Here is an 11,917-nt window from a genome sequence, read left to right as displayed (position 1 = left end):
CTTTAACCTTCAACGGTCTAACCTTCAACGGACTAACCTTCAACGGTCTAACCTTAAACCTTGGCCTATTGGCCACGCTACGCGAACAACGGACTAATACGGAAAACCGAATTTTGTCCAGGTTTAACGCTACATTAAAATGTGACTAGAAGCGGCGATTGATTACAACCAAACCGGTTGACAGGTAAGAGCAATGGGTTTTTTTGATTCGGAAATTGTCCAAAAAGAGGCAAAACAGCTGTTTGAAGATTACCAAGACCTGATTAAATTGGGCAACGACTATGGCAAGTTTGACCGTGAAGGCAAAAAGATTTTCATCGATCAGATGGAACAGATGATGGAGCGCTATCGCATTTTTATGAAGCGCTTCGAATTATCTGATGACTTCATGGCTCAGATGACCATAGAGCAGCTCAATACTCAGTTAGGTCAGTTTGGGATCACCCCTCAGCAGATGTTTGACCAGATGAACATGACATTGGAGCGGATGAAGTCAGACGTAGAGAAGCAATCGTAGTAGGTTAGCCTTTGGTGGAGGTGGGGATACATCGACATCCCCCAAGACAGCTGATAACTGAGGGTCTTCGGCTGAATGCCTATAGTGCGTCAGTAGGGAGCCGCCAATCATGACGGCTGATATCCGTAATTTATCTAGAATTTATTTAGATCGAGGACGCTTAAATTTTGAGGGTCGAGGGAAGTATCTCGCTGGCTCCCTCCGCAAAGCCTGAATCATAAAACTCCGCCAGATCGGTGCGGCATAGCCACCACCTGTTACCCCTCGTCCAAGGGGTCGGTTGTTGTCTCGACCAATCCAAACTGCGGTAGCCATCTGGGGTACATATCCCACAAACCATACATCTCGCTCTGAAGAGGTTGTTCCCGTTTTACCTGCCGCCTGACGCCCGATGTGGGCAGATTTTCCGGTACCTCCGTTAATGACACCGGTTAGGGTATGGTTAAGGGAAGCAACCGCCCATTGATCTAGCACCAGCTTAGGCTTAGGGGTATTATCTAGCAGCACATTGCCTTTACTATCGGTCACTCGGACAATTAATGTAGTGTCAGAGTGCCAGCCATTATTGGCAAAGGTAGCATAGGCTCCTGCCATTTCCAATGGTGTTACCCCAACTGACCCTAGGGGTAACGATAGCACTGGTTGCATGGGACTCTTAATCCCAAGGGTCTTAACCACATCAACGACTTTATCCAGTCCCACTCTCCTGCCAATCTTCACCGCTGGCACATTGCTCGATTGAACAATTGCGGTGCGAATGCTCATGGCACCAGAGTAGCCACCACCATAGTTTTTGGGTCTGTAATAGCCTCTACCATCTCGATAGCGGACGGGGGTATCGTAAACAGTGGAATGGGGAGAATATTTACCTGTGGAAAAGGCAGTATAGTAAACAAATGGCTTAAAGGATGACCCTGGCTGACGTCGAGCTTGAGTAGCACGGTTGAACTTGCTCTTTTCATAGCTGTACCCCCCAACTATCGCTTTCACAAAATGGGTACGGGGGTCAACGGCGGCTAATGCCACCTGATTATCGTAAAGTCCACGGCGACGCAGGGTGTAATGAGCACGATTAACGGTCTTTTCTGCCATCTTTTGGAAGTCGTAGTCAACCGTGGTCTGAACTCGCATTCCGCCCTTGGTGACCGCCTCCTGACCAAATCGCTCTTTTAACTCCACCACAGCAGCTTCTGTGACGAAAGGCAATTTACTGGTTGTCCAGGAAGTACTTTTGCCAATTAACAGGGGCTGTTCCTTAGCTTGTTTTTCTTGGGCTGCTGTAATCCATCCCAAATCCCGCATCCGCCTTAAGACCACGGCTTGTCGCTCTTTAGCTTTAGAGTAGTTGCTGAAGGGACTGTATTCTTCTGGGGACTGGATTAGCCCTGCCAACATCGCTGACTCGGCTAAGGATAGCTCAGAGGCTGGCTTAACAAAGTAGCTGCGGGCAGCTGTTTCAATGCCATAGTTATTGTGACCCCAATAAATTTGATTGAGGTACAATTCCATAATCTCGTCTTTAGAGAAGATTTGCTCAACTCGGATAGCGAGTACAGCTTCAGTAATTTTGCGGCTAAAGGTGCGTTGCCGAGTCAGAAACAGGTTTTTCACCAACTGCATGGTGATCGTAGAACCCCCCTCTACTACTGTCCCCTGCCTCCAGTTAGCTAAGAAAGCACGACCGACGCTATTGGGGTTAACCCCATAGTGCATAAAGAAGCGACTGTCTTCTATAGCTAGTACAGCACGCTTGAGTTCAGGGTTGATTTGGCCAAATTCAACCACTTCTCGATTCGCTTCCCCATGAAGGCTAACTAGGGGTCTACCCTTGACATCGTAAATGTAAGTTGTTTCTGTCGGTGTGTAGTTCCGGAGCATGCGCACATCTGGCAGGTTACGGAAGCTAGTCGCTAAGCCCACAAGTCCACCAGCTACAATCGAGCTAGCTAACATGGTAACCCCGAGGATAGTCCCCCCAGTTACCTGAGCCACCCCTTGCACAAACTGCAATACTTGTGAAGGCTTTTTTTTCCGATTTTTCCGATCTTGTGGTTGTGGAATAGTGCTAGATGACACGGTGATTTCATTTCCTTACTAAAGAACAGACATGTAAGCTAGGGGCTGTGCAAGGTGTGTTTTTTTTACTTTCTCTAAGTATCTTTCTATAAGACAATTCCAAGGATTGGTGGGCAGAGCAGGATTACTTACAAGTCTTGAGCATCGAATTTCTTAATAATGCCAGGACGTTATGGATAAGTGTCAAGCCCTATAGGTAAGCTTCTACTTAAGCTTCAACTACTGTAGCGATAATAATTTTTGAATTAAAGCTAATTCTACCCAATTCATACCATTTGGTATTTTAAGACGGTCATTTCCCGTCTTGATGCAGTCCCTGTGGTAGATTCATCCACTGATTGAACCCTCTAGATGCTAAATGGGGCATTTAATCGCTATGTTACCAGCGACTGCATCAAGAAGAGTGGGCTTAACCGGCATCTCGTAACGGTTCTCAACGGCGTTTTGTATAATAGTTAGCGGCATTTTGACATGGCTCATGGCAAGTGTCGCTCTGGCTACGGATCCTTAGAATAAATTTAAACCATCTGTACTAAGATAGTGAATTCCCAACCATAGTCCCAACCGATGTCAAATTTTGAAATTCCCCTTTCTAACGAGCTAGCTTGGCTAGACAGAGGTACCAGTGAAATTTTTCCCCTACAAGCGGATTCTCAGGACCCGAGTGAAAATCTAGCTATTCGGCTCAAGCAAGCTGAGCGTCCCTTACGGGTCAAGTTAGGTATAGACCCAACCGGTGCCGATCTCCACGTAGGTCATAGTATCCCAGTCAGAAAGCTACGGGCATTCCAAGATGCTGGTCATACCGCTGTCTTAATTATTGGTGACTTTACTGCTAGAATCGGTGACCCTACTGGGAAATCTGAGGTGCGTCGCCAGTTGACACCAGCTCAGGTCAAGGAAAATGCTGAAACTTATCTTTCACAGGTGCGCCCTATTCTAGATTTTGACACCCCAGGACGGCTAGAAATTCGCTATAACTCTGAGTGGCTTAACCAGTTGGATTTGTCTGAGATTATTGACTTGTTAGCCACTATGACCGTAGGGCAAATGCTGGCGAAGGAAGGGTTTGCTGAACGCTATCAACAACAAAATCCTATTTTCCTCCATGAGTTTCTCTACCCATTGATGCAGGGCTATGATTCTGTGGCAGTTAAGGCTGATGTGGAGTTAGGGGGAACTGACCAAAAGTTTAATATTGCCTTGGGACGGGATTTACAACGGCATTTTGGGCAATCTCCCCAGTTCGGCTTACTGTTGCCAATTTTGATTGGGACGGATGGGATACAAAAAATGTCTAAGTCTTTGGGGAATTATGTTGGCTTGTCAGATGATCCCTTGACCATGTACTCGAAGCTGGAGGGCACACCAGATGATCTGTTAGAGCAATATTTTGAGCTGTTGACTAATGTGCCATTGGACGAGCTTCCAGCAAAGCCACGGGAGCAGCAAAAGCAATTGGCTCTGACTATTGTGACCCAATATCATGGTGAAGCAGCAGCAAAAGAAGCTCAGCAGGCAGCACTAAACTTAGTAAAGGGTAGCACTACTGGTACGGGGGATTCTGTCCCAGAATTTTCATTGTCTTCTGTGGAGTTTCCCGCTAAGTTGTTCTATATCCTTAAAGAATCAGGTTTGTGCCAAAGTAGTGGCGAAGGCAGGCGACAGATTCAAGGGGGAGGTGTTAAGTTGGATGGCGATCGCATTTCAGCGGTTGACCAGACCTTTGATTCCCCTGATCAATTGGTGGGAAAGGTTTTGCAGGTGGGGAAAAAGAAGTTTGCCCGTTTAGTTAGTTGAAGGTATCACTGGAGGTTAGGAGGTTGTTCGCGTAGCGTGGCCAATAGGCCAAGGTTAGGAGGTTGTTCGCGTAGCGTGGCCAATAGGCCAAGGTTAGGAGGTTGTTCGCGTAGCGTGGCCAATAGGCCAAGGTTAGGAGGTTGTTCGCGTAGCGTGGCCAATAGGCCAAGGTTAGGAGGTTAGGAGGTTGAAGGTTGTTCGCGTAGCGTGGCCAATAGGCCAAGGTTAGGAGGTTGAAGCTTGAAGGTTAGGAGGTTGAAGGTTGAAGATCGGATTATTGTTCCTTTGGATGTGCCGAGCAAAGAAGATGCGATCGCATTAGTGGAGCTGTTGCCTGAGGTTAGCTTTTGGAAAGTAGGTCTGGAACTGTTTGTGAGCACTGGTCCTGAGATTATTCATGCTCTCAAACATCGGCAAAAGCGGATATTTCTGGATCTTAAATTTCACGATATCCCCAATACGGTAGCTGGAGCAACAAGGGTTGCAGCCGCCTATGGTGTGGACTTAATCACCATTCATGCTGTTGCTGGTCGCAATGCTCTTAAACGAGCGGCTGAAGCGGCGGTTGAGGGAGCCTTGGCAGGGGGATGTCCCCCCCCGAAGTTAATTGGTATTACTCTACTCACCAGTCTCAATTCCCGGGATTTGGCCTTTGACCTTAAAATTCCGGTCGAGTTGCCCGAATTTGTCTTACAAATGGCACTACTCGCTCAAGAGTCAGGTTTGAATGGGGCAGTGTGCTCCCCCATGGAAGTGTCACAGCTACGACAAGTGTGTGGTGATGATTTTCTCCTGGTTTGTCCAGGAGTACGCCCCCAATGGTCCGAACAAGGTGATCAACGACGGGCAATGACCCCACTAGCTGCTCTACAAGCCGGTGCAGATTACCTAGTCATAGGGCGACCCATTACCGCTGCTGACGACCCAGTCGCTGCCTGGAATAGGATTTGTAAGGAATTAGCTGCTACTGGTGTATAGCTTTCAGCTGACGGGATTACTTCTAATGGCTTACTTGGGATTACAGATTCATGGGTTGAACCTTAGCAAGTTGAACCTGGAAGGTTTCCCAGAAAAGTTTCAACTAGCGTTCTTTCAGAAGTTGGGAACAGGGAACAGGGAACAGGGAACAGTGGACAAGAATTCACGAAAAGCAATGCAGCGCGGTCTTGGGGGAAACCCCCACTCGCTATTGCATCAAGAACAGTATCAGAAAACTACTTTTGAAAGAGGTCTACTGTTCAACCTACCCTACTCGAACACCAAAGCCCAACAACCTGCCAACCTTCAATTTACTAACTTTCAACCTGTCAACCTTGGCCTATTGGCCACGCTACGCGAACAACCTGTCAACCTTGGCCTATTGGCCACGCTACGCGAACAACCTGTCAACTTTCAACCTGCCAACCTTGGCCTTGCGGCCACGCTACGCGAACAATCTACTAACCTCCAACCTCCCAACCTTAACCCTTCAAAGTTCTTCCGACCTGCCAACCTTGAACCTTCACCCGATCAAACCTGTTCGGTAGAGGTGGAAACGTTAACCTCCCTATTGCTTAAAGATTTACCTAGCTATGCCAATCGAGTGATTCAGAGGGCGCGGCGCTCAGACTCCACTGTGGACAACTTCAGTTATGTAATCGTGGCAGGACAGCCAGAGTTTGAACCTCTGCCCCTTAAGTCGTTTCAATCGACCACCGTACCTAACCCAACGGATAGCGAAGCACTTCAACAAATCTTTCTAACTACCCTAGAGCGCAAGTATTTCAAGGATAAAGCTGTAGAGCTTCAGAATTATCACTGGCTATTTTTGACCAAAAGCTCTGATGGCTGGCGCTTAGTGATGATTTTTTCCCGTATTGGTTCTGTTTCAGAAGGCAAACTTCCCACACCGCCACGGGAAAGCACTAATGGTGTTATTGGTCAAGCGGTTAAGACTTGGCTGCGGGATTGTCGTGCTGGCACAATTCGAGCCTTTGAACAGAATCCCGTCAATTCCGCTCCTTAAGATGGCTACGCATATGCGCTACGCGCAGGCTACGCCAACAGCAGTTAGTGGTCAGCGGTCAGTGGTCAGCGGTCAGCGGTCAGCGGTCAGCGGTCAGTGGTCAGTGGTCAGCGGTCAGTGGTCAGCGGTCAGTGGTCAGCCGTTGGCCGTTGGCCACGCTACGGGAACAGCTTATTTTATTCAAAAGGATTGCGCATGAGCTGATAGCTGATAGCTGATAGCTGATAGCTTACGTTTAGAAAGATTTAAGACTTTAGCGCTGGTTTGCTTCACTCTTCTAAAATCTCGACTAAGTCCTGAACCATCACATCAAACGTCCTCGCTAATTTATCCATAGAAGTATAGTCAATTGTTTTTAGACCAGGACAGCGGGCATAGTGCCTTACAGTGCTGTAAATCACTCCGGAACGGTCAGAAACTTCCTTGAGTGTCCAGCCCTTCTCCTGTGCTAGTTCTCGTACTTTTAGTCTGACTAAACCCATACTTGACAATTAATCACGTTTATAGTTTAATAGTTCAATCGCGTAAACTATGAGAAGCGATCGCCCTTAAACCATAGAATTATCTCAGGGCGATCGCATCAAAAAACCTGATGTAACGAAACATCAAGGCAATACTACTTATATTAACAATACTTAGCCAAAACTTACCGGTAACCACCGTATCTTAAATCAACTATAAATCCCGAGTGTTAAAAATTGCTTGGTCTAGTCAAAGGTGTACGTTTTGAGGCAGAATTGCAACAATTGCGGCAAATGTATGTGAGCGAGAAAAGTTGGTGGGACGATTTTTGACTAGATACTATATCCTGATTCTATTGAGTCTTTTGTGTTTAACTGGCTGTAATTCTCCTGATAGTGGCCTTTTACAGTCCAATCAAGACAGTACTTTGAAGCTCCTGTACTGGCAAGCACCCACTATCCTCAATCCCCATCTTTCCAATGGTTACAAGGATTCCGAAGCCAGTCGGATTACCCTGGAACCCCTGACGAGTTATGACAAAAATGGGGAGATGGTGCTGTTCTTGGCCGCAGAAGTCCCTACGGTAGAGAATGGTGGAATTGCTGCTGATGGTAAGTCGGTGACTTGGAAACTAAAGCGCAATGTAAAGTGGTCCGATGGCACCCCTTTCACGGCTGATGATGTGGTGTTCACTTACGAATTTATCACCAATCCAGCCGTAGGTTCGACCACTGCTAATACTTATAAAACTATTAAAAGCGTTGAAGCAATCGACGACTACACAGTCAAAGTCAACTTCAAGGATGTTAATCCAGCTTGGTTTTTAGTCTTTTCCGGTAGTGATGGCATGATTTTGCCACGCCATTTATATCAAGATTTCAATGGTGCTAATGCACGACAAGCGCCAGCCAACTTGATGGCAGTAGGAACCGGTCCCTATCAGGTCGTAGAATTTAAGCCAGGGGATACGGTAGTTTATCAGCCAAACCCTAACTTCCGAGAAGGGGATAAACCCTATTTCGAGCGAGTAGAACTAAAAGGTGGTGGTGATGCTACCTCTGCTGCTAGAGCAGTCTTACAAACGGGCGATGGCGATTATGCTTACAATCTGCAAGTGGAAGCACCTGTGTTGAAGCGACTGGAAGCAGGGGGTAAAGGTAAAGTCGTGGCTATCTTTGGGGCGTTGGTAGAACGGATTTTAATCAATCAAACCGACCCCAATCAACAAGCCCCTTCTGGAGAACGTTCTAGTGTCAAATTTCCCCATCCGTTCTTCAAAGACAAGCGAGTGCGTCAGGCGTTTAACCTAGCCCTAGACCGGGAAACCATTGCCCAACAGCTTTATGGAGCAACGGGCAAAGCCACAGGGAATTTCTTAGTGTTACCAGAGCAATATAACTCTCCTAATACTACCTATGAATTTAACCCTAAAAAAGCGGTAGCCTTGTTGGATCAAGCAGGCTGGAAAGATACCAATGGTAATGGGATTCGGGATAAAGATGGGGTGGAGATGACCGTGTTGTTTCAGACATCAGTCAATCCCGTGCGCCAGAAGACCCAGGAAATTGTCAAACAGACCCTAGCCTCCATTGGGGTTGGGGTAGAACTCAAGAGTATTGATGCCAGTATTTATTTCTCCGGTGATCCAGCCAACACCGATACTACCCAGCACTTCTATGCTGACCTACAAATGTACACCACAGGCAATGATAGCCCCGACCCTGGTGCGTATCTGAAAACCTATACTTGTGATGAAATTCCCCAGAAAGCGAATCAATGGTCTGGGCAAAATGTCTCTCGCTACTGTAATCCGAAATACGATCAGCTTTGGCAGCAGTCTACAAAAGAGTTAGACCCAGAAAAACGTCGGAAAATCTTTATCCAGATGAATGACTTACTGGTTAAAGATGAAGTCGTAGTTTTGCCCATTCTCCATCGGGCTGACCCAGCTGGGTTTAGCAATCAGCTCGAGGGTTATGACTTAACACCATGGGATCGCAATACTTGGAATATTATGGATTGGAAGGGAAAGTGATAGTTATATCAACTCTGGTTGAATACCCATAATTAACGGGAGTGTGGGGAGATGGGGAGATGGGGAGATGGGGAGATAGGGAGATGGGGAGATGGGGAGATGGGGAGAGGGGGAGATGGGGAGATGGGGAGATGGGGAGATGGGGAGATGTGGAGATGGGGAGATGGGGAGATGGGGAGATGGGGAGATGGGGAGATGGGGAGATTTTTATGAAGGGTAATTATCCTGACATAATATTAGTAATCATTGGTAATTAGTTAATTAAAAAGATTCAAGATTCAAGATTCAAGATTCAATTAACTATAGCGTTTTCCAGACTTATGAGGTAGACAAGATTTTTTCCTTATTGCCTATTGCCTATTCCCTATTGCCTATTGCCTATTGCCTATTGCCTATTGCCTATTCCCTATCCCCTATTCCCTATTCCCTATTCCCTATTCCCTGTTCCCTACCAAATTGAAAACCGCTATCATCAATTTCAATGACGCGATACCTAATTAATCGTCTTTTAGTCTCTATTCCCACCTTGATTGCGATCAGTATCGTAGTATTTGGTATCTTGGCTTTAGCACCTGGAGACCCGATGGGGGAATTTGCCACTAATCCCTCGATTACCCCAGAAGTGCGGGAGAATATTCGTCGCTCCCTTGGTTTAGACCAACCCATCCCAATTCGGTATATTAAATGGGCGTGGTCATTTATCCAAGGGGATATGGGATACTCCTTCACTAGCCGTAGTCCCGTTAGTGCCCTAATGCTCCAGCGTTTACCTACTACCTTATGGGTTGTAGGTTCTGCTTATATCTTTGCTGTATTGCTGGCGTTTCCCTTAGGAATAATTTCGGCACTAAAACGTTACTCAATCTTTGATCAAATTGTCACTACCCTGGCCTTTCTAGGATTTTCTCTACCAACCTTTTTCACTGGTTTGTTGTTCATTATTTTGTTTAGTGTCCAGCTAAATTGGTTACCTTTTATCTACGACAGCACACTCAAAGTAACAGATTGGAATAGTTTTATTATCCAAGTCAAGCAGTCTATCATGCCCATCGTGGTATTGGGATTATTTCAAGCAGCAGTATTGATGCGTTTTATTCGTTCATCCATACTCGAACAGCTAAATCAAGACTACGTTCGTACTGCTTATGCTAAGGGATTACATCAATTTGTAGTGGTCAATCGCCATATCTTACGGAATGCTCTGATTCCTGTTGTTACCTTAGTCGCCCTAGATATTCCTACTGTATTCACTGGTGCTTTAATCACTGAACAAGTGTTTCGGGTTCCTGGAATTGGTGCCTTGCTGATTGATTCTATCTATCGAAACGATACACCAGTAGTGATGGCGATTACTTTTATCTACGCTATTTTAATTGTAGTCTTCAATCTAGTCGCTGATATCCTTTATGGCATTCTAGATCCGAGAGTTAAGATAATATAGTAGGGAACAGGGAATAGGGAACAGGGAACAGGGAATAGGGAATAGGGAGTAGGGAGTAGGGAGTAGGGAACAAAAATTATCACAATTCATTATAGTGTTTTTATAAAACCCAAGTTCGTAGGGTGCGTTAGGGACGGGCGATCCCTTATTTTCTCGGTAGCAAGTGTTAGGACAATCCGTCCCGTAACGCACCACCCAAACGGCAAAAATGAGATGCACCCTTGCCTGCTCCCTAAAACCCAATAATTTTTACCTTATCCAATTGAAAACTGATGTATCGAAATGAATGTTCTGTGGAAGTTTTTTGGTGGAGATGGATGGCGTCGGTTTCGCCAAGACCGAATGGCTGTAATCGGGTCTATTGTACTTCTAATTATGGTGATTACCATTGTTTTAGGGCCATTCATTGATAAAACACCTATTGACAAAATTGACTTTAGTCTATCCAGTGCGCCACCGAGTTGGGCACATCCTTTTGGTACTAATGATTTAGGTCAGGATCAACTGGCTCGGGTATTGTGGGGGGGACGCATCTCTTTAACGGTGGGGATTGCGGCTATGGTAGTGGCGATTTCTTTGGGAACGTTAATTGGAGCGGTATCCGGTTTCTATGGAGGAGTAATTGATACCTTCCTGATGCGTCTGACGGATTTATTTTTAGCATTACCTCAGCTACCGTTGTTACTGTTAGTGATTTATTTATTCCGCGATGTCATGCGGCAGGTGGCTGGGCCAGAGTTGGGTATTTTTATTTTAATAGTGCTAGTAATTGGTTGCTTGAATTGGATGTCGGTGGCGCGATTAGTACGAGCTAGTTTCTTGACAGTGCGGGAGATGGATTTTGTGACCGCAGCTCGCTCTATTGGTGCTAAACCTAGTCGATTGATTTTGGCTCATATTCTTCCTAATGTGTTTAGTCCGGTAATTGTTGCGGCTACCTTGGCGGTGGGAAATGCGATTATTACTGAGTCTACCTTGAGTTTTTTAGGCTTAGGCTTTCCCCCTGATGTTCCTACCTGGGGACGGATGCTATTTGATGCCCAAAATTATATTGAAATAGCCCCTCATATGGCACTTTTTCCGGGATTAGCGATTTTTTTAACAGTGCTTAGTATTAATTATATTGGGGATGGATTGAGGGATGCTTTGGATCCGCAAACTCGGAGAAAGTAGGGAGTAGGGAGTAGCGATGCAGCGCGGTCTTGGGGAGGCAGTGCGGTCTTGGGGGTTCCCCCCATGAGCAACTGCCGTGGTTTCCCCCATGAGCGACTGCATCAAGACGGGAGTAGGGAGTAGGGAATGGGAGCATGTCACTTTTGCCGAACATTTGTACTAAGGTAATAGGTAATGGGTAATAGGTAATAGGTAATAGGTCTGAAGGGGAGCTAGTCCTGGATGAATATTTGTACATTATCTATAGCCCCCTCATGGGTAATTGCTTGCTCTACTGGAAAATAGTACTAATGTTTAAGCATTGCAAGACCTGCTCCCGTAGGGAATAGGGAAAATGTTGGGCTAACCACTCTACAGCAACTTGCCTAAGTGAAAAACTAGGATACTCGATAATGTCTAGGTTCATGG

At 46.1% G+C, this 11,917-nt stretch carries 13 protein-coding genes; 9 read left to right on the top strand and 4 right to left on the bottom strand.

The genetic code is table 11. The features are described from left to right. The first annotated feature begins 193 nt into the window (after positions 1-193). Positions 194-517, top strand: coding sequence for a DUF1825 family protein (locus BJP37_RS25260; RefSeq protein ID WP_070394592.1), 324 nt, complete (start codon positions 194-196; stop codon positions 515-517). A gap of 141 nt (positions 518-658) precedes the next feature. Here the strand turns inward: BJP37_RS25260 and BJP37_RS25255 are convergent, their stop codons facing one another. Next, positions 659-2,593: a transglycosylase domain-containing protein gene (locus tag BJP37_RS25255; protein ID WP_075902939.1), complete on the bottom strand. Its 1,935-nt coding sequence runs from the start codon at positions 2,591-2,593 to the stop codon at positions 659-661. A 567-nt stretch (positions 2,594-3,160) separates the two neighbouring features. On the opposite strand from BJP37_RS25255, the gene tyrS reads away from it, so the two are divergent. After that, positions 3,161-4,393 (top strand): tyrosine--tRNA ligase, encoded by a 1,233-nt coding sequence (gene tyrS / locus BJP37_RS25250; RefSeq protein ID WP_075902937.1) that lies wholly within the window; start codon positions 3,161-3,163, stop codon positions 4,391-4,393. Here the strand turns inward: tyrS and BJP37_RS37365 are convergent. Next, positions 4,386-4,616, bottom strand: a complete 231-nt coding sequence (locus tag BJP37_RS37365; protein ID WP_143727782.1) for a hypothetical protein — start codon at positions 4,614-4,616, stop codon at positions 4,386-4,388. The two genes, tyrS and BJP37_RS37365, sit on opposite strands and share 8 nt — an antisense overlap. Positions 4,617-4,648: 32 nt before the next feature. Between BJP37_RS37365 and pyrF the strand changes: the two genes are divergently transcribed. Genes pyrF through BJP37_RS25235 form a run of 3 tightly spaced genes read left to right on the top strand, consistent with a single transcriptional unit; the run spans position 4,649 to position 6,597 of the window. After that, entirely contained in the window at positions 4,649-5,371 is a 723-nt protein-coding gene (pyrF, locus tag BJP37_RS25245) for an orotidine-5'-phosphate decarboxylase (RefSeq protein ID WP_075902935.1), read from the top strand. 25 nt (positions 5,372-5,396) lie between these two features. Next, entirely contained in the window at positions 5,397-6,398 is a 1,002-nt protein-coding gene (locus BJP37_RS41505) for a hypothetical protein (RefSeq protein ID WP_198954176.1), read from the top strand. A 1-nt stretch (position 6,399) separates the two neighbouring features. Then, positions 6,400-6,597: a hypothetical protein gene (locus tag BJP37_RS25235; protein ID WP_075902933.1), complete on the top strand. Its 198-nt coding sequence runs from the start codon at positions 6,400-6,402 to the stop codon at positions 6,595-6,597. Positions 6,598-6,667: 70 nt separating this feature from the next. Here the strand turns inward: BJP37_RS25235 and BJP37_RS25230 are convergent, their stop codons facing one another. Continuing rightward, entirely contained in the window at positions 6,668-6,880 is a 213-nt protein-coding gene (locus BJP37_RS25230; RefSeq protein ID WP_008185208.1) for a helix-turn-helix domain-containing protein, read from the bottom strand. A 344-nt stretch (positions 6,881-7,224) separates the two neighbouring features. On the opposite strand from BJP37_RS25230, the gene BJP37_RS25225 reads away from it, so the two are divergent. The 4 genes from BJP37_RS25225 (at position 7,225) to BJP37_RS25210 (ending at position 11,509) form a co-directional block, all read left to right on the top strand. Beyond that, positions 7,225-8,895: a peptide ABC transporter substrate-binding protein gene (locus BJP37_RS25225; RefSeq protein WP_438941542.1), complete on the top strand. Its 1,671-nt coding sequence runs from the start codon at positions 7,225-7,227 to the stop codon at positions 8,893-8,895. A gap of 59 nt (positions 8,896-8,954) precedes the next feature. Then, positions 8,955-9,152: a hypothetical protein gene (locus BJP37_RS25220; protein ID WP_075902929.1), complete on the top strand. Its 198-nt coding sequence runs from the start codon at positions 8,955-8,957 to the stop codon at positions 9,150-9,152. Positions 9,153-9,376: 224 nt separating this feature from the next. Further along, positions 9,377-10,336 (top strand): ABC transporter permease, encoded by a 960-nt coding sequence (locus BJP37_RS25215; RefSeq protein WP_075902927.1) that lies wholly within the window; start codon positions 9,377-9,379, stop codon positions 10,334-10,336. Between the two features lie 282 nt (positions 10,337-10,618). Next, a complete protein-coding gene (locus tag BJP37_RS25210; protein WP_075902925.1) occupies positions 10,619-11,509 on the top strand; it encodes an ABC transporter permease in 891 nt (296 codons plus the stop codon). A gap of 271 nt (positions 11,510-11,780) precedes the next feature. Here BJP37_RS25210 and BJP37_RS43920 read toward each other — a convergent pair whose 3' ends face one another. Further along, the gene (locus BJP37_RS43920; RefSeq protein WP_269087062.1) at positions 11,781-11,915 is read right to left on the bottom strand and encodes a hypothetical protein; all 135 of its coding nucleotides are present in this window, start codon (positions 11,913-11,915) and stop codon (positions 11,781-11,783) included. Between the last annotated feature and the right edge of the window lie 2 nt (positions 11,916-11,917).

The organism is Moorena bouillonii PNG (assembly GCF_001942495.1).
Classification (GTDB): domain Bacteria; phylum Cyanobacteriota; class Cyanobacteriia; order Cyanobacteriales; family Coleofasciculaceae; genus Moorena; species Moorena bouillonii.
This window is presented reverse-complemented; position numbering and strand designations above follow the sequence as displayed.

Bases quoted from the DNA above. Each gene is read 5' to 3' on its own strand.
- BJP37_RS25260 (WP_070394592.1), top strand. From the start codon at position 194: ATGGGTTTTTTTGATTCGGAAATTGTCCAAAAAGAGGCAAAACAGCTG.
- tyrS (WP_075902937.1), top strand. From the start codon at position 3,161: ATGTCAAATTTTGAAATTCCCCTTTCTAACGAGCTAGCTTGGCTAGAC.
- BJP37_RS41505 (WP_198954176.1), top strand. From the start codon at position 5,397: ATGGCTTACTTGGGATTACAGATTCATGGGTTGAACCTTAGCAAGTTG.
- BJP37_RS25235 (WP_075902933.1), top strand. From the start codon at position 6,400: ATGGCTACGCATATGCGCTACGCGCAGGCTACGCCAACAGCAGTTAGT.
- BJP37_RS25230 (WP_008185208.1), bottom strand. From the start codon at position 6,880: ATGGGTTTAGTCAGACTAAAAGTACGAGAACTAGCACAGGAGAAGGGC.
- BJP37_RS25220 (WP_075902929.1), top strand. From the start codon at position 8,955: ATGGGGAGATGGGGAGATAGGGAGATGGGGAGATGGGGAGATGGGGAG.
- BJP37_RS25215 (WP_075902927.1), top strand. From the start codon at position 9,377: ATGACGCGATACCTAATTAATCGTCTTTTAGTCTCTATTCCCACCTTG.
- BJP37_RS25210 (WP_075902925.1), top strand. From the start codon at position 10,619: ATGAATGTTCTGTGGAAGTTTTTTGGTGGAGATGGATGGCGTCGGTTT.
- BJP37_RS43920 (WP_269087062.1), bottom strand. From the start codon at position 11,915: ATGAACCTAGACATTATCGAGTATCCTAGTTTTTCACTTAGGCAAGTT.